Genomic DNA, 16,395 nt, shown 5'->3' with positions numbered 1-16,395 from the left:
GGAACCGTTTGGTGGCGATGGCGGAAGGGTTCCACGCGTTCCCATACCGAACACGACCGTTAAGCCTTCCAGCGCCGATGGTACTTGGACCGAAGGGTCCCGGGAGAGTAGGACGTCGCCAAGCGAAAAACCACTGTCGATGTAATCGATGGTGGTTTTTATTTGTTTTCATCGAAGTTTTGATGAAGTGCAGACTTAGAGATTGTCCGACTAATGATATATGCTGCAGCGTGATGTCAGCAGCTTCTCTGTTATATAACATGATCCTAAAATTGACGTAAACAGATGAAGATTTTGTTACCGATACCATGCCAAAAATCAGTATAATAGAATTAGGTATAATCGGTAATGTGTTTACCGATATGCGCAGGCTGTAGGAAATAAGGCCTGATTGGAAGGTTCTCCATTAACCAACCAACTATGAATACTCATCTGGAGACCGGTTATTGTGGGGGAAGGAGGACAATTACATGTTGTGTAAACGTGGTCTGCATGTGGCAGGGATGATCTGTGCGGTTACGATCGTGTTGATCGGATCCGGATGTGGGGCATCCACAAAACCAAGCTGGGAAACCTTTGACGGCGCGGCGAATGTGAAGTCATTCCCGGTTCCGAAGGAAGCGAATAAAACGGAGCAAACCACAGGCAATAGTGACTTGGATTATGTACGGTATGCGCTTCCGGGCTTAAAGGGAGACGACAGCATTCCTGAAGCCTACCTGGAAGAGATTGAGTCGTGGGGATGGAAGCAGAAGGAAGTTGAAGATAACGGTTCTTCGTTAGTATTTGAAAAAGGTAAAAGTATCGTCCACCTATCGGTGCATGACGATTTTCTTATAATCACGGTTCCGGCACAGCTTAAAAAACAAGCCATACAAGGATTGGAAAGCAATAAAGCAAATGAATAAAGACCTCGTTCCGACTTCGGAATGAGGTCTTTATTTAATTTTGAAACGGAAATAGGGTTTATAGCGCTATGTAGTGATGGATGCAGAAACTTCAACATTATTGCAGGTAGTAGGAGATGTCCTGTTCATTCATTTTCAACATGCCATCTTTACGCTGGCCGCTCAGACGCAGCATCGTATAACCGCGCGGGAGAAGGAGCCAAAGATGCCAGAACAGAAGCGTAATGGCAAAAGGCAACGGAGACCAGAAGGCCATGATAGCGCTTAAGACTATCCCCACCCAACAGGTATAGAACTGCACTAAATTAAATACGCGACGGCTGACGTGTTGATCCGGAATATAACCAAGCCAAGGCAACCTCAGACGGAAGCGCCAACGTTTACGGTAGCTTGCTCCCAATAGGACGAGCACGGTATGTCCGACGACATACTGGATCCATAACATAAGCGGAAAGGCGATTAGCAGATAGAGCAGGAAATACGGTGACACCCAAAATGTCCCTGCTGCCGCTGCTAGCCAAGGCAAACTTAAGTAGAGGATGAGCAAGCTTTTGGAAATTTGGATTTTCTTAATTAATCGATAGTGATAAAAGGTGGCTTGACCGTGTGGATCTGCCATTGGGCTATGCCGTCCCCCTTTAAGTAGAAGTGAATTTCGATAGACGAGAAGATTAAGTCTTTTATGTCTTTATCGGACAAAATCATATTTTTATTAAGCTGAAAAAAAGGTACAGACACAAGGCCACCAAGGGGTACATATACATAAAGCGTAGACCGATATCCTATGAAAAGGTTTAAAATAATAGAAACTGTGTCATACTAATAGGAAAAGGATCAAGGTGGGATGGTTATGGAAGAATTGACCGAACACGTGTGTATCATATGCAATCAGACGAAGACAGAGGGAATCACCATCGTCTCGCAATTCGTGTGCGAGGAATGTGAATCCGAAATCGTTCATACCAGTGCGGAAGATGCCAAATATCATTTTTTCATTCGTCAATTAAAACAGATTGCCATGCCGAAAAATGCATAGATGCGGGTACACGCGTCAAATGGGCCTGAATGAAAGGCCTTTTTTTGTTTAGAAGGACTTTCCGTGATGGAGACGTAGGCGTAGGTTTCAAATTGCGTTAAAATAGGTTAGAGAATGTAATCCGAAGGGATATGTCGATGACTACACATAGAGAGCGTGCCCCACTTGCAGAAGCTTTAATATGGTATCGAGAACGTGGGGCTTCATCTTTTCATGTACCTGGTCATAAAAATGGCAGGGCATATGCAGAAGAAGGTAACGCTGCGGAGATGCTGCAAGAGGCCATGCGCATTGACGTGACGGAAATTAGCGGAACCGATGATTTATTTCATCCGGAAGGCGTTATTCAGGAAGCACAGGAGCTGGCCGCAGATTGTTTTGGTGCAGAGGAAAGCTTCTTCCTGGTAGGGGGAAGTACAGCCGGCAATTTGGCGCTAATCCTGACGGTTTGCCGTGAACCGGGCGATATCATGCTTGTACAGCGGAACGTACACAAGTCTGTGTTGAACGGATTGTTGTTGGCGGGTGCAAGGGCGGTGTTTCTTCAGCCAGAGATGGACAAGCCAAGCGGATTAGCCATTGCTCCATCTGCGGCTACGCTGTCAGCGGCTCTTGAGGCCTATCCTGAGGCACGAGGGGCGATCGTCACGATGCCGAACTACTACGGGATGGGGAGCGACTTAAGGCCGCTCGCGGAAGCGTGCCATAAGCGCGACATTCCGCTCCTGGTGGACGAAGCGCATGGAGCTCATTACGGACAGCACCCCCAGCTGCCGATGAACGCTTTGTCATGCGGAGCGGATGGTGTGGTTCAATCCACACACAAGATGTTAGCCGCCATGACGATGGGAGCCATGCTGCATGTACAGGGCGGGCTGCTGGACCGAAGCCTGCTGCGCCAGCGGCTGGCCATGGTGCAGAGCTCCAGCCCCTCGTACCCGCTCATGGCTTCGCTGGATCTGGCGCGGCGCCTGCTGCACACGCAGGGCGCAGGCGCCTTCACGGCTGGCCTTGCCGCCGTGGAGACCTTTCGGCGCGGCCTCGCGAAGCTGCCGCGCTTCGGGCTGCTGCAGCCGCCGCAGCCCGGGGGGCACGCCGCGGGCACGGCCGCTGCGGCGTATACCCGCCAGGACCCGTTTAAGGCGGTCATTTATGACCGCACCGGGTCCCTGAGCGGGTATGCACTCCAGCGCGCACTAGAGGCGCGCGGCTGTGTGCCGGAGATGAGCGACGAGTTGCGCGTCGTCTTATTGTTTACGCTGGCATCGACTCGGGAAGACGCGAATCACGTCTTATGGGCTCTTGTGCATATTGTAGAGCAGGGGGAGAAGACAGAAGGGATCGGAACCGGACCAGGCGCTACGGCAGAGAGCACGGAATTACTGATCCGGACATTGCGGGATCAGGGGGATTTCATGAGCTATGAGCCGCGAGTGACCCACGAGAATATGGATTCCAATCATTTCGATGACGATGCTAAATTATTAAATGAATCCAGACTAGTCTCCGATGTTTCCACGTGGAACAATTTGTCCGCGGAGATTCCTTATTCGGCCCCAATTCTCTTCACACTCAAGCCGATTGACAGGGAAAGGTTGGAATCCGTGCCGTTAGCGAAGAGCGCTGGGCGAAAGGCGGCGGAGATGGTTATTCCCTACCCGCCAGGCATACCGATCTTATACCCAGGCGAAGACATCACAGCGGAAATGGAACAGAGGCTCCTGGCATTAAGGCATGCAGGGGCGAAATGCCAGGGGATATCAGATCCAACGCTGCAAACCATTGTCGTTTATAAGGAAACGTGAAGGAAGGAACTCCACTCTACGCTGGTATACCGGAGTGTATAACTTAGAGCTCCTCGATCAACAAATGATGAAAGCAGGATACGCTATGAATAATCGCAGACCACTATTTATTACCATCGAAGGAGGAGACGGATCCGGAAAAACGACCATGATGGGCAGACTCGCCGCCTTTATGCAGAACCATTCGATTCCGTATCTGATTACACGTGAGCCCGGCGGCATTGAGATTGCGGAGAAGATCCGCTCCATTATTCTCGATCCGGAGCATACCGCGATGGATGCACGCACCGAAGCATTGTTGTATGCGGCAGCCCGCCGCCAGCATCTTGTGGAGAAGGTGGAGCCGGCTTTGAGCCAGGGCTTGACGGTACTGTGTGACCGGTTCGTGGACAGCAGTCTGGTTTACCAGGGATATGCACGCGGACTGGGCATGGAGGAGGTATGGAACATCAATCAATTTGCGATTGATACCCGCATGCCGGATCTAACGCTGTTGTTTGATGTGGAGCCGAAGATTGGCATGTCCCGGATCACGGCAAATGCAGAACGGGAATTGAATCGGCTGGATATGGAGACTATGGCATTTCACGAGAAAGTTAGGGAAGGCTATCTATTGGTAGCAGAGCGTAATCAGGATCGAATTCGCATTGTGGACGCTTCCAAAACGCCGACTCAGGTGGAAAGAGAAATGATTCGTCACTTGGAAGACGCGATATTAAAGGATTTTTGAGGTTGTTTGTCAAATAAGTACTGTTAAGGACATGCGATGTCCAAATAAACAAGGAGGGTTTACCATGAAATTGATAGTTGCGATTGTCCAGGATAAAGATAGCAACCGTCTCTCCGCCGCATTGGTCAAAGCTAATTTTCGGGCAACAAAGCTTGCAAGTACAGGCGGCTTCCTGAAGGCGGGCAACACCACCTTTATGATCGGGGTAGACGATTCACAGGTTGAAAGTGTGCTCAGTGTCATTCGCACAAGCTGTAAAGTTCGTGAACAGCTGGTCACCCCGGTAACCCCTATGAGTGGTACAACCGATTCCTACTTGCCGCTTCCGGTCGAAGTGCAGGTTGGTGGCGCAACCGTGTTTGTTCTCCCTGTAGAACGATTCGAGCATTTCTAAATTCATTTTCTGGATCTGTGATAGATACGTAACGGATGTTTTTATTGGGATATTTGACGGCTGTGTTCTCCTGTCACCAAAGTCTTCTGAACCACTTCTGTATCATAATAAAAATAGTTACCGTAGATCGCCGCACTCGGGAGATGATCTTAATAGATGGATGATTTCATCGAATTCCGGATAATCGTCCAATTTATCGATAATTGTCAGTAAATCGCTTGACAAGCAATCCATTTCAAGGTACGTTCACGTGAGGCACAGGTTTGTTCGATATGAACGTACCGGATGCCTCCGTTTTATTAGATGCAAGAAATAACGCAATAGGCGGTGGATTCAGGTGAAGATCAATCCGGGCTTTCGGCCCATGAAAAGTGAACTCACGGTGCCGGATGGCAACGCCAGACCGATTCAGAAGCGATCGTTCTCGGATATGATGCAGCAGCAGGGAGAACGTGCGACCCATGAAGAGCTGAGTCGTCAAATGCGTGAAATTGCAATGCAAGGAGATCGATTGGCTAAGGCGATGACCGTTCGAGAGCTCAAAGCATATAAATTGATGGTTCGCCGATTCCTGGAGGAAACAGTACGTCGCGGTGTAAAAATGAAGGAAACGCGCGGCTGGGACCGCCGGGGACGCGGAAAGCGTTATAATGTAATCGATGAAGTCGATTCTGCGCTGCTCGCCATGGCGGATGAACTGCTGGATACGGAGCAGGGGAGAATTGATCTGCTGAACCGAGTTGGTGAAATTCGGGGCATGCTGATCAATCTTGTATTCTAGCTGCAAAAAGCAAGGAAGCGTATCGTAATTCATGACTGCTCCAACATGGAGGAGGATCATGAAGGATTGATAGAAAGTGAGGACTTATGTCTTTTAATGATATCGTAGGTCAAGAGACTGCGAAGCAACTGCTGCAAAATGCCTTGCGCCGTAATGCGGTCAGTCATGCCTATCTGTTTAGCGGCCCTCATGGTGCCGGACAGATGCAGACGGCGCTTACGTTTGCCAAGGCTTTGTTTTGTACGGAACTTGAAGACGATGCCTGCGGCCAATGTTTGGAATGCCGCAAGGTAGATCATGGCAACCATCCCGATCTTACATTGGTTGAGCCTGATGGAGCAAGCATTAAGATCGATCAGATTCGCGATCTTCAGCGTATATTCTCTTATCGATCGGAGAATCGCAATCCTAAGGTTTATATCATTGACCGGGCGGAGAAGATGACCACACAGGCAGCCAACAGCCTGCTGAAATTTCTGGAGGAACCCCAAGCGCCGGCTGTAGCGATTCTGATTGCCGAGAACGGACAGGCCCTTTTGCCCACCATTCAATCGAGATCCCAGCAGGTCCCATTCCGGGCTTTAGATCCGCAGATGATGGAGAAGGTTCTTGTAGGGGAAGGTTATCCTGCCGCACTTGTACGCTGCGCTGTTCACCTTTCATCAGGTCTTGATGAGTGCAGGAAAATATTGAGTGAGAATTGGTTTGCAGAAATTAGAAACGTAGTGTTACAATTAGGGAAGGAGTCTTTGAACCGCAGCGGCTCAGCGATCATCACAGCGAGTCAAAAAGTGTTCAAAACCGAACTCTCAGATCATCTGGACCTATTGTTCAGTATGTTTCATTTATGGTTTAAGGACATGATCCATGTCCAGTATGGAAGGAAAGAGTCTCTCGTTTTCATAGATCAGGCAGAGTATATCTCTGGTCATGCATCAGCCCGCAGCACAGCACAGTGGGTGTCATACATGGATTTGGCCGCAGAGTGTCAGAAGAAGTTACGCTATAATGTCAATGGACAGCTCAGTTTAGAGCAGTTATTGATGGGTTTGGGCGGTAACACTCCGGCGTGAGAAGACCCCCAGGCCCGCAGAATGGCCATTATGTACAGGCACAAGGGGGTTTATTTTTGTACAGTGTAGTAGGTGTCCGCTTCAAGAAGGCGGGCAAAATATATTACTTCGATCCGCTCGACCTGCCCGTGGAGAAAGAACAATCCGTCATTGTGGAAACCGCGAGAGGTATTGAGTATGGTCAAGTTGTGATAGGAAAGAAGGAGGTCGGTGAATCAGACGTTGTCCTTCCGCTCAAGAAGGTCATTCGGATCGCTGGTGATTCTGATGCCCGTGTGGTTGAAGAGAACAAACAAGCGGCTAAGGATGCATTCACCACCTGTTTAAATAAAATTCGGGATCACGAACTGAAAATGAAGCTGGTCGATGTGGAATTTACCTTTGACCGCAACAAAATCATTTTCTATTTCACGGCGGAAGGCCGTGTGGATTTCCGTGAGCTGGTCAAGGATCTGGCCAGTATATTCCGAACAAGAATCGAACTTCGCCAGATTGGAGTTCGCGATGAAGCGAAAATGCTCGGCGGTCTTGGACCTTGCGGACGCGTACTGTGCTGTTCCTCATGGCTTGGTGATTTTGAGCCGGTATCGATCAAGATGGCAAAGGATCAAAGCCTATCGCTCAATCCGACTAAAATTTCCGGGCTATGTGGAAGATTGATGTGCTGCCTGAAGTTTGAGCATGATAATTATGAAAGCGTGAAAGAAGAGCTTCCATCCGCTGGGAAAATGGTCGTTACTTCGCTTGGAGAAGGCAAAGTAGTCGGACTGAATGCGGATAAGCGGACGGTTCATGTTCAGCTGTTTGAAATTGGTAAGGTTAAGGAACTTCCAATGGATGACGTTGTCATTAAATAGTCCAATAGAATGTTTATTTTCGGGGTGTAGACTTGGAGAAGAAAAACATTTTTGTGCTCATTCAAGAGTTGGAAACACAGATGGGACATATACACAGTGAACTGGGTGGACTTAAGCTGGTCATCAAGGAACTGCTGGAAGAGAACCATCGCCTCAGTCTTGAAAATGAACAGCTCCGGAAAATTTTAAAGCGGGAAGTCAATCCGGCAGAATTGGAAAACCCAGTGGCTTTACAACCTCAGCCTCATGTGAAGGATGAGGAACATGAAGATGTGGTCGGCGAGGGGTATGATAACCTGGCACGGCTGTATCATGAAGGCTTCCACATCTGCAATGTCTATTACGGACATCTGCGGACGGAAGGGGATTGCCTGTTCTGCTTATCTTTTTTGAATAAATAAGAAGCCGTAGGAGAAACTGCCTACGGTTTTTTTCTAGAATGGAAAGGTTATACTGTAAGGATCGCGATTGAAAAAATACCATACGGCTGCTTGTCATGCAATGTGAAGAGCAGCCTTTTATGTATTTCATTTTATCAGGTACTATGTAGAGAGCCGATACACCAGAAGAGCGTGTTTGGAATTATGGAGATAAAGGGTTGAAACTATGAAATTGAAAGAAGTGTTATTGCAACCATCCGAGCGGATTGATGATCTGCTTACCCATGAGCTTGGCATCATCCAGAGTGAGGAGGTATTCAGCTTTTCCATGGATGCCGTCCTGCTCGCCAGGTTTGCCAGCATTCCGCGCAGGGGCCGTATTTTGGATATGTGCACAGGAAACGGAGTTGTTCCGATCCTGTTGTCAACACGTACAGGCGCGCCGATCGAGGGGATTGAGATTCAGCCCAGACTTGCAGACATGGCCAGACGGAGCGTCGAGATGAATGATCTGCAGGATCAGATCACGATTCATGAGGGAGATCTGCGGGAACTGTACAAGGAAAAAGGGTATGGAGCGTACGACCTGATTACGGTCAACCCGCCTTATATGCCGATGAATGGCAGCGACTTGAAGCTGAATGAGCACCAGGCGATTGCCAGGCATGAAATTCACTGTACGCTTGAGGAAGTAATTGAATCCTGTGCAAGACTGCTTCGCCAAGGCGGGAAGATGAGCATGGTCCACAAGCCCTTGCGGCTGGCAGAAATTATTACCCTGATGAGCAAATACCGGATTGAGCCCAAAGTCATCCGCTTTGTCCATCCGCGCGTGAGCATGGAAGCGAACATGGTGCTTATCGAGGGAATTCGGGACGGGAAGCCTGAGGTTCGGCTGAAGCCCCCGCTGATCGTGTATGATGAGCAAGGAAACTACGGACCGGATTTTATGGAAATTTACTACGGAACACATAAGGATGAGACGAACGAATGAGAAATCTTGTACAGCAAAGTTATGCCGACCAGGGAGAGGGAAGCCCGGGTACTCTGTATTTGGTGGCAACGCCGATCGGTAATTTGGAGGATATGACTTATCGCGCCGTGCGCATCCTTCAGGAATGCGATATTATCGCGGCAGAGGATACCAGGCAATCACGCAAGCTGCTGACCCATTTTGAAATTCCGGCTAAACCACTGTTTAGTTATCACGAGCATAATAAGACGGCCAGCGGGCCTGAAATCATACGCTATATAATAGAAGGAAAAAATGTGGCACTCGTCAGCGACGCCGGTCTGCCGGCGATTTCGGACCCTGGCAGTGATCTGGTTTCACTAGCGATTGAAGCGGGGATTTCGGTCATTCCGATCCCGGGGGCCAATGCCGCTCTTTCCGCCCTAATCGTTTCGGGTTTGCCGACCGAACGGTTTACGTTTATCGGCTTTTTGCCGCGGGAGCGCAAAGATATCGTCCAGCAGCTGCAAGCTTTGCAATCGGCGCAGGGAACGTTATTATTTTATGAATCTCCGCATCGCGTGAAAAAGACCCTGGAGATCTTGCAGGAGGTACTGGGAAATCGGAAGGTGACCTTGGCTCGCGAACTAACCAAGCGCTACGAGGAATTCTTGCGCGGAAGCATCTCCGAATGCCTGGACTGGCTCACGGAGCATCCGCCCCTGGGAGAATATTGTTTGGTGGTTGAGGCCGGCAGTGCAGAAGAGGAGCTTAAAGAGAAAAATGCCTGGTGGCAGGAGCTTTCGCTCCAGGAGCATGTGGAACATTATGAGCGGGAAGGATTAAGCCGCAAGGATGCCATGAAAAAAACCGCGAGTGATCGCGGTGTATCGAAGCGGGATATTTATAACGCACTCCTGACGGAGTCGTGATCTTGCGTAATTTGGCGCGGGGGGACAACAAATAGCCCCACAAAGTGGGGCCTATGCTTCGATATTTATTCAAATCCTTTACGGGGACCCCGATACATATAAACAAATGTGTTTATAGAATTCGCTGAAAGCTTATAAATTCTTTAGTATCAAAAAAAAGACCCTCCTGCGGCCGGGTTCATAGCCGAGGAAGGCACCAAGGAGATATGAAAAAGGTTAGAATTAACAAAATGTAATAATGCTATTATATACTAAAAATCTTAATTTGTCACAGGTGTAGGGATTTCCGAGATACATTCATGGCAAACAATTTTACCTTTGAAGTAAGTGACATTCTCAGCGTTACCACAGAAGATGCAGGCAGGCTCATATTTCTTAAGCATGATGCGTTCGCCGTCTACATAAATCTCCAATGCATCTTTCTCACCAATTCCGAGCGTACGGCGTAACTCAATTGGAATGACGACCCGTCCAAGCTCATCGACTTTCCTTACAATTCCTGTTGATTTCATCATAACTTATAAATGCCCCTCTCGCCATAATTTAAAAAAGTCATAATTCGACATAGTTCTAGTTTTTATGTTACTTATAGTACCAACGATTCCCAAAACAGTCAACCTATATTTTTGAAAAATCGGAACCTATTTACGAAAGTATAGTGAACAAAACCCTTGTATAGCAACGTAATTACCATAATCGAACCAATTTTTGCTGCGATTTTCTATTTGTCGATTTGGAAAGCGTAATTTTATCTTATTCGACATCGTTCGACATTAGATGTCAAAAGAAGTGTTTGTCGGCAAAAACCCAAATCAAAACGATAAGGAGTTGAGATGGAATGCATTCACCAATTTCGGAAGAAAAAGTGTTTAAGGATCCCGTCCATAATTATATTCATGTGCAAGACGATATCATATGGCGATTAATCGATACCCCGGAATTCCAGCGGCTCCGCCGGGTGAGACAGCTTGGGACTTCATTTCTGACCTTTCACGGGGCCGAACACAGCCGATTCTCCCATTCACTGGGAGTCTATGAAATTACGAGAAGAATCATCTCTCAATTCGAACGGAGAGGGTACTCCGATTGGCCTGCCGAGGAAAGGCAAGTTGCCCTCTGCGCGGCCCTGCTGCATGATTTGGGGCATGGGCCCTTTTCTCATTCTATAGAAGAAGCTTTTCATATGAATCACGAGGATTGGACATGCCGGATCCTGCTTGGAGATACTTGCGTCAATCAGGTACTGCGGGAGCTTGGAGCGGATTTCCCCGAGAAAGTGGCTTCGGTTATTAACAAAACCTACGACAAGCCGATTGTGATAAACCTGGTCACTAGTCCGCTGGATGCAGACCGGATGGATTATTTGTTAAGGGACGCCTATTATACGGGAGTCAATTACGGAACGATTGATATTGACCGGATCTTGCGGATGCTGCGGCCGTATCGGGATCGGGTCGTCGTGAAGGAATCGGGTATGCATGCCGTAGAGGATTACCTGATGTCAAGGTATCAGATGTACTGGCAGGTGTATTTTCATCCCGTCACCCGAAGCTCCGAAATCATCCTGCGCCAAATCTTCCGCCGGGCCAAGGAACTGCATGACCGTGGATATGGTTTCCGGTTCATGATCGAACCGCTTCCTGCGTTGTTTTCGGGGGATATCGGGGTGAATCAATATCTGCGCCTTGATGAAGCTCTGATCCAAACGGCCTTTCTGCAATGGACGGAGGAGGAAGATCCTCTTCTTAGCGAATTATGCGGCCGTTTCATGCACCGAAAGCTCTACAAATATGTAGAAATCGACAACATCGATCTGGAGACCATCGACGGGATACGCCACGCATTCAGTGCCGTGGGATTGCATCCGGAATATGACCTGGAGATTGATTTTCCAACGGATCTTCCTTATGATAAGGTTCATTCCGATATGCCGCTTAACGAGAAGCAAATCCTGCTTCTGGATCGGCATGATGAGCTGAAGGAAATCTCGGAGGTATCCGATATTGTACGCTCGATCAGCGGCATTCATAAAGGACGGTACCATCTTTATTATCCGGAGGAGAAGGTAAGTCCGCTGCTGCCTCAAATGCCGGAGAAGATAGCCAGTGTTTTCAAACAACAACATTAACCTAGGTGGAATACAGAAACGTTGGGTTTATTTGCAATTTACCCAGCTAATGGAAGATATACGACACAGAAACGACAGGAAGGAGAGTGTGGATTTTATGTTGTTCGACACGCACACTCATATGGATGCTCCCCAATTCGACGAAGACCGGGAAAAGGCAATCCAGCGGGCGCTCGAAGCCGGCGTGACCCGGATGATCAATATTGGATTTAACCGGGAGACGATTCCGACTACGATGAAGCTGGCAGAAACTTATGATTTTATATATGCAGCGGTAGGCTGGCATCCTGTAGACGCCATTACCATGGAGGATCATGACCTGGATTGGATCGCCTCTTTGTGTAGTCACGAGAAAGTGGTGGCTATAGGAGAGATCGGTTTGGACTATTATTGGGATACGTCTCCGAAAGAAGTTCAGCACCGAGTGCTTCGGCGCCAGATCGGACTGGCCCGGGAATTGAACATGCCGATTGTCATTCATAATCGGGATGCGCATGAAGATATCGTGAGAATTTTGCGCGAGGAAAAAGCCTCCGAGGTGGGCGGTGTCATGCATTCCTTCTCCGGAAGCTGGGAAACGGCCAAAATATGTCTCGATATGGGATTCCATATTTCGTTTGGCGGGCCGATTACCTTCAAAAATGCAAAGCAGCCCAAAGAGGTTTTGGCGCAGGTTCCGCTTGACCGATTATTGATCGAAACGGACTCCCCTTACCTAACACCTCATCCCTTCCGCGGGAAACGAAATGAGACTGCTTATGTAAAATTGGTGGCGGAGGCGGCAGCCGAAATTAAGGGGTTGTCCTATGAGGAATTGGCCCAAATTACCACCCAAAATGCGCTGGAACGATTTGGTATTTAACGAAAACGAGAGCAAAAGCGATGAAAAAGAGAGCATTTTCGATTAATTAAAGTTTTTTAATCAGAAAAGGCGTTGATATTACAATATTTTAACCTTTTACATGAGAAAATGTGGTTGAATGTTGCTTTACAACCTGCATACAAACAGGATATCATCTTTTCAGTGATAAGAAGCTGCGATGTGCAGATCGCGGCCGAATATTTCATGAACCGTCTCGCTTAATCTCCGAAATTCTGGGGAACGGGGGAACCGATACCGCCGTGCATACTGGTCTGAATGCGCGCAGCTGTATTTGATTTCTTTTTCGGGTCTTTGGGGTGAATTTGAAGGATCTCGCCATGAGCGGGTATCCGGATCTAGGGCGTCTCTCTTACGTCCGAACCCGACAGCTAACTCCGTAAGCGAAATAAGAGGGGAATTCTCGTGCATACCATTTCCATGATTCTAATCATCAGGAAGCCACGTTAGAGCCTCTAGTACTCTTTCAATGGCTTTCTTTTATTTTTGAATAATGGAGAGGGGATCATCATACTCTTGGTAAACAAGGGGTGGTGGTACATGGACGGAAAGACGGGAATTGACGCAGGGTGTAGATAGATAGCAGGGCGCCTTGTGAGAAAAATTGCTATAGTCACGTCAAATGCATTCATGCGTTTACCTAGACGGCGGGACTATGAAGGAGGATGGAATAGTGGGCATTTTTCAACCTGAAGAAACCCATGAATCACAATCATCCAGCATGTCTTACGCATTGAGATGGAAGCATGACAATTTGCGTCAACTGATGTTGCTCGGTGCCATGGGTGCCGTTACGGTATCACTTCTCATATCGTTGGTCGTACATGATCAGGCAGGCAAGGAAGTCCAGCTTGTCGTCGATGGTCGTGTCACCACAGTTGAAACACGTGGATCATTGCTGCAGGAATTGCTGGATGAGCAAGCGATCACGTTGAGTCCCCAGGATCAGATTTCGATGCCTTTAAACGGCGCGATCGAGGATGGAGACCGGATCATCATTGACCGGGCAATTCCAGTCAAAGTTACAGTAGGCAGCACAACCAAAACCATATTTACATCCCAGGATACGGTTGATCATGTACTTAAAGAGGCTGGTATTACGATCCAGGGTGAAGATATAGTACAACCGGCACAGAACACGAAGCTGACCAGCAATATGAATATCGATGTCGTTCGCGTCACGAAACAAAAAGTTAAGGAGACGGAGGATCGCAATTTCCGCGTGATCAAAACAGCCGACCCATCGCTTGAGAGAGGGGATAACCGCGTTATTCAGCGGGGCGAGCCTGGTCTCATGGTGAACCATTATGAGAAGGTCTACCACAATGGCAAGCTGGTTTCCAAGACGAAGGTCTCCCAAGAGATTGAACGCAGAACGAAGGATAAAATCATTGCCGTTGGCACGAAAAAAGTGGAGAAGCCTGTCATCGTCCAGGCGGCAGCCACCGATGTAAAGGCTAAACCGGCTAAATTGTCCGGCACGAAAAAAGTAACGACCGCCAAGGCAGTCGAGAACAATGTGGTTTCTCGGGCAGGCGTTGATTTTAAATACAGCAAGGTATTGAACAACGTGTCGATGACGGCGTATTCCGCTGAGCAGCAGGGAATCGGTACACGCACGGCATCCGGCACACGCGTTACAGAAGGACGCACCATCGCCGTTGATCCTAACATCATCCCGATCGGCTGGTGGGTCTATATCGAAGGCATTGGCTTCCGTCGTGCAGAAGATACGGGCGGTGCCATCAAAGGCAACAAAATCGATGTTTATTATGATTCACTGAAATCGGCCATAAATTTCGGCCGGAAGAGCGGCCGCACCGTTTACGTGATCGGTCCGGTTAAACCTGAATTGAACTAGACGCATGAATTCCAATTTACAATACCATTCTAATGCTATACTATTTAGCTTATAATATATAATGATGAAGAAGAGGGAATATTTCCTCTTCTTTTGTTTTGTTAAGAACGGAGTATATAGGGCTAAGATGGTAGAACCTAGAGGTTGTACAAGCCTGTTTTCTTGGGAAGGAAGAGAACAAACGCATGATTAAAGAAGTGATTGTTGTGGAAGGCAGAGACGATACCGTTGCCATTAAAAGGGCCGTAGAAGCGGATACGATTGAAACGGGCGGCTCAGCGATCAATAAACAAATCCTGAAACGCATAGCGCTTGCTCAGGAGCGCAGAGGCGTTATTATATTAACCGATCCTGACCATGCAGGGGAGCGGATCCGCAAAATTGTGGATCAGGGTGTCCCTGGCTGCAAGCATGCCTTTATTCCGGAAGCGGATGCTACCCGCAAAGGGGATATCGGCGTAGAGAATGCCTCGCCGGAAGCGATACGGCGTGCGCTGGAACGGGTCCATACCTCCTTTGAGGGCGGAGAGAGCCTGATCAGTCTGGAGGACATGCTGGAGGCTGGATTATCAGCCCATCCGGAGGCTGCTGCAAGGCGTATGACAATGGGAGACCTGCTCGGGATCGGATATTGCAACAGCAAGCAATTCCATAAACGATTGGCCATGTTTCAAATATCGCGGGAAGAATTTCTGGCCGCACTTGCACAGCTGGAAGAAGGGGGCGTAAGCCAATGAATCGGATCGAGGATATATCAACACCAAGACGGACGAAGGAGATCATCTCACGGCATGGATTCTCCTTCAAGAAGAGTCTGGGTCAAAACTTTCTCATCGATCAGAATATATTGTATAAAATCGTGGAGGCTGCAGGACTGGATGAAGATAAGGGAGCGCTTGAGATAGGGCCTGGGATCGGTGCGTTAACCGAGAAGCTGGCACAGACGGCAGGAACCGTCACCGCGGTCGAAATTGATCAGCGCCTGATTCCCATCCTGCGGGAGGTGCTGGAGCCCTATGAGAATGTGAAGGTGCATCATGGGGATGTCCTGAAGGTGGATCTTCATGAGCTGTTCCGTCAGGATTTTGCGGGCGTATCGAAGGTAAGTGTGGTTGCGAATCTGCCATATTATGTGACGACGCCGATTCTCATGAAGCTGCTGGAGGAGAAGCTGCCGCTGGAGAACATCGTGGTGATGATTCAGAAAGAAGTGGCAGAGCGGATGGCGGCCGCACCGGGAAGCAAGGATTACGGTAGCCTTAGCATTGCCGTTCAATATTACAGTGAGCCTAAGCTGGTCTGTATTGTGCCGCATACGGTGTTTATCCCGCAGCCGAATGTCGCTTCGGCCGTTATTCGCTTGGTGGTCCGGGAACAGCCTCCTGTCAACGTAGAAGATGAAAGCTTCTTCTTCGAGGTGGTCCAGGCCTCTTTCGCACAGCGGAGGAAGACGATTGCCAACAATCTGAAGAGCCGGTTCTTTCCGGGAGAGGGCCGTGAACGGCTGGAGCAGCTGCTGCAGGAGGCGGGCATCGAGCCTTCACGGCGCGGTGAGACCCTTAGTATTGAAGAGTATGCCCGGCTTAGCAACATATTGTACAACGCGGATATTCGCTAATACAGCCATTAGAGCGCCCATAGACCCGAGGAGGGTCTCGACGCGATAAATTGATGTTTC

18 protein-coding genes, 1 rRNA gene and 1 riboswitch are annotated in these 16,395 nt (G+C 48.6%); of the genes, 17 read left to right on the top strand and 2 right to left on the bottom strand.

Annotated features, from left to right (window positions below; all coding sequences use genetic code 11):
* The first annotated feature begins 7 nt into the window (after positions 1-7).
* Positions 8-124 (top strand): 5S ribosomal RNA (rrf, locus tag AK95_RS17025).
* Between the two features lie 346 nt (positions 125-470).
* Positions 471-908, top strand: a complete 438-nt coding sequence (locus AK95_RS17020; RefSeq protein WP_071221103.1) for a hypothetical protein — start codon at positions 471-473, stop codon at positions 906-908.
* A gap of 97 nt (positions 909-1,005) precedes the next feature.
* Here AK95_RS17020 and AK95_RS17015 read toward each other — a convergent pair whose 3' ends face one another.
* Positions 1,006-1,527 (bottom strand): hypothetical protein, encoded by a 522-nt coding sequence (locus tag AK95_RS17015; RefSeq protein ID WP_071221102.1) that lies wholly within the window; start codon positions 1,525-1,527, stop codon positions 1,006-1,008.
* 231 nt (positions 1,528-1,758) lie between these two features.
* Between AK95_RS17015 and AK95_RS17010 the strand changes: the two genes are divergently transcribed.
* The 10 genes from AK95_RS17010 to rsmI all read left to right on the top strand — a co-directional run bounded on the left by AK95_RS17010 (position 1,759) and on the right by rsmI (position 9,848).
* A complete protein-coding gene (locus AK95_RS17010) occupies positions 1,759-1,944 on the top strand; it encodes a sigma factor G inhibitor Gin (RefSeq protein ID WP_071221101.1) in 186 nt (61 codons plus the stop codon).
* Between the two features lie 137 nt (positions 1,945-2,081).
* Positions 2,082-3,749: an aminotransferase class I/II-fold pyridoxal phosphate-dependent enzyme gene (locus AK95_RS17005; protein ID WP_071221100.1), complete on the top strand. Its 1,668-nt coding sequence runs from the start codon at positions 2,082-2,084 to the stop codon at positions 3,747-3,749.
* An 85-nt stretch (positions 3,750-3,834) separates the two neighbouring features.
* Positions 3,835-4,479 (top strand): dTMP kinase, encoded by a 645-nt coding sequence (tmk, locus tag AK95_RS17000; RefSeq protein ID WP_071221099.1) that lies wholly within the window; start codon positions 3,835-3,837, stop codon positions 4,477-4,479.
* A gap of 64 nt (positions 4,480-4,543) precedes the next feature.
* Complete coding sequence (locus AK95_RS16995) at positions 4,544-4,873, top strand: cyclic-di-AMP receptor (protein ID WP_006207400.1); 330 nt, start codon at positions 4,544-4,546, stop codon at positions 4,871-4,873.
* A gap of 337 nt (positions 4,874-5,210) precedes the next feature.
* Positions 5,211-5,654, top strand: a complete 444-nt coding sequence (locus AK95_RS16990; RefSeq protein ID WP_071221098.1) for a YaaR family protein — start codon at positions 5,211-5,213, stop codon at positions 5,652-5,654.
* 86 nt (positions 5,655-5,740) lie between these two features.
* Positions 5,741-6,727: a DNA polymerase III subunit delta' gene (gene holB / locus AK95_RS16985; RefSeq protein WP_071221097.1), complete on the top strand. Its 987-nt coding sequence runs from the start codon at positions 5,741-5,743 to the stop codon at positions 6,725-6,727.
* A 56-nt stretch (positions 6,728-6,783) separates the two neighbouring features.
* Positions 6,784-7,584 carry a PSP1 domain-containing protein gene (locus AK95_RS16980; RefSeq protein WP_071221096.1) on the top strand — a complete coding sequence of 267 codons (801 nt, stop codon included), beginning with the start codon at positions 6,784-6,786 and terminating at the stop codon, positions 7,582-7,584.
* Between the two features lie 32 nt (positions 7,585-7,616).
* A complete protein-coding gene (yabA, locus tag AK95_RS16975; protein WP_009591928.1) occupies positions 7,617-7,985 on the top strand; it encodes a DNA replication initiation control protein YabA in 369 nt (122 codons plus the stop codon).
* A 205-nt stretch (positions 7,986-8,190) separates the two neighbouring features.
* The gene (locus tag AK95_RS16970; RefSeq protein WP_071221095.1) at positions 8,191-8,958 is read left to right on the top strand and encodes a tRNA1(Val) (adenine(37)-N6)-methyltransferase; all 768 of its coding nucleotides are present in this window, start codon (positions 8,191-8,193) and stop codon (positions 8,956-8,958) included.
* Positions 8,955-9,848: a 16S rRNA (cytidine(1402)-2'-O)-methyltransferase gene (rsmI, locus tag AK95_RS16965; protein ID WP_071221094.1), complete on the top strand. Its 894-nt coding sequence runs from the start codon at positions 8,955-8,957 to the stop codon at positions 9,846-9,848. The genes AK95_RS16970 and rsmI overlap by 4 nt, the downstream gene beginning before the upstream one ends.
* A gap of 260 nt (positions 9,849-10,108) precedes the next feature.
* On the opposite strand, the gene AK95_RS16960 is transcribed toward rsmI, so the two are convergent.
* Entirely contained in the window at positions 10,109-10,363 is a 255-nt protein-coding gene (locus tag AK95_RS16960; protein WP_006207408.1) for an AbrB/MazE/SpoVT family DNA-binding domain-containing protein, read from the bottom strand.
* A gap of 323 nt (positions 10,364-10,686) precedes the next feature.
* On the opposite strand from AK95_RS16960, the gene AK95_RS16955 reads away from it, so the two are divergent.
* The 5 genes from AK95_RS16955 (at position 10,687) to rsmA (ending at position 16,335) form a co-directional block, all read left to right on the top strand.
* Complete coding sequence (locus tag AK95_RS16955; RefSeq protein ID WP_071221093.1) at positions 10,687-11,976, top strand: HD domain-containing protein; 1,290 nt, start codon at positions 10,687-10,689, stop codon at positions 11,974-11,976.
* Positions 11,977-12,073: 97 nt separating this feature from the next.
* Positions 12,074-12,838, top strand: a complete 765-nt coding sequence (locus AK95_RS16950) for a TatD family hydrolase (protein ID WP_071221092.1) — start codon at positions 12,074-12,076, stop codon at positions 12,836-12,838.
* Between the two features lie 205 nt (positions 12,839-13,043).
* A riboswitch (cyclic di-AMP (ydaO/yuaA leader) is annotated at positions 13,044-13,258 on the top strand.
* Between the two features lie 271 nt (positions 13,259-13,529).
* A complete protein-coding gene (locus AK95_RS16945; protein ID WP_071221091.1) occupies positions 13,530-14,717 on the top strand; it encodes a 3D domain-containing protein in 1,188 nt (395 codons plus the stop codon).
* 185 nt (positions 14,718-14,902) lie between these two features.
* Positions 14,903-15,454, top strand: coding sequence for a ribonuclease M5 (gene rnmV, locus AK95_RS16940; RefSeq protein ID WP_071221090.1), 552 nt, complete (start codon positions 14,903-14,905; stop codon positions 15,452-15,454).
* A complete protein-coding gene (rsmA, locus tag AK95_RS16935) occupies positions 15,451-16,335 on the top strand; it encodes a 16S rRNA (adenine(1518)-N(6)/adenine(1519)-N(6))-dimethyltransferase RsmA (protein WP_071221089.1) in 885 nt (294 codons plus the stop codon). Before rnmV ends, rsmA begins: the two co-directional genes overlap by 4 nt.
* Positions 16,336-16,395: the final 60 nt, after the last annotated feature.

This window comes from Paenibacillus sp. LC231 (assembly GCF_001860525.1).
GTDB lineage: Bacteria > Bacillota > Bacilli > Paenibacillales > Paenibacillaceae > Paenibacillus_AQ.
This window is presented reverse-complemented; position numbering and strand designations above follow the sequence as displayed.

Excerpts from the sequence above, each read along its gene's own strand:
- AK95_RS17020 (WP_071221103.1), top strand. The coding sequence starts at position 471 with ATGTTGTGTAAACGTGGTCTGCATGTGGCAGGGATGATCTGTGCGGTT.
- AK95_RS17015 (WP_071221102.1), bottom strand. The coding sequence starts at position 1,527 with ATGGCAGATCCACACGGTCAAGCCACCTTTTATCACTATCGATTAATT.
- AK95_RS17010 (WP_071221101.1), top strand. The coding sequence starts at position 1,759 with ATGGAAGAATTGACCGAACACGTGTGTATCATATGCAATCAGACGAAG.
- AK95_RS17005 (WP_071221100.1), top strand. The coding sequence starts at position 2,082 with ATGACTACACATAGAGAGCGTGCCCCACTTGCAGAAGCTTTAATATGG.
- tmk (WP_071221099.1), top strand. The coding sequence starts at position 3,835 with ATGAATAATCGCAGACCACTATTTATTACCATCGAAGGAGGAGACGGA.
- AK95_RS16995 (WP_006207400.1), top strand. The coding sequence starts at position 4,544 with ATGAAATTGATAGTTGCGATTGTCCAGGATAAAGATAGCAACCGTCTC.
- holB (WP_071221097.1), top strand. The coding sequence starts at position 5,741 with ATGTCTTTTAATGATATCGTAGGTCAAGAGACTGCGAAGCAACTGCTG.
- AK95_RS16970 (WP_071221095.1), top strand. The coding sequence starts at position 8,191 with ATGAAATTGAAAGAAGTGTTATTGCAACCATCCGAGCGGATTGATGAT.
- rsmI (WP_071221094.1), top strand. The coding sequence starts at position 8,955 with ATGAGAAATCTTGTACAGCAAAGTTATGCCGACCAGGGAGAGGGAAGC.
- AK95_RS16960 (WP_006207408.1), bottom strand. The coding sequence starts at position 10,363 with ATGATGAAATCAACAGGAATTGTAAGGAAAGTCGATGAGCTTGGACGG.
- AK95_RS16955 (WP_071221093.1), top strand. The coding sequence starts at position 10,687 with ATGCATTCACCAATTTCGGAAGAAAAAGTGTTTAAGGATCCCGTCCAT.
- AK95_RS16950 (WP_071221092.1), top strand. The coding sequence starts at position 12,074 with ATGTTGTTCGACACGCACACTCATATGGATGCTCCCCAATTCGACGAA.
- rnmV (WP_071221090.1), top strand. The coding sequence starts at position 14,903 with ATGATTAAAGAAGTGATTGTTGTGGAAGGCAGAGACGATACCGTTGCC.
- rsmA (WP_071221089.1), top strand. The coding sequence starts at position 15,451 with ATGAATCGGATCGAGGATATATCAACACCAAGACGGACGAAGGAGATC.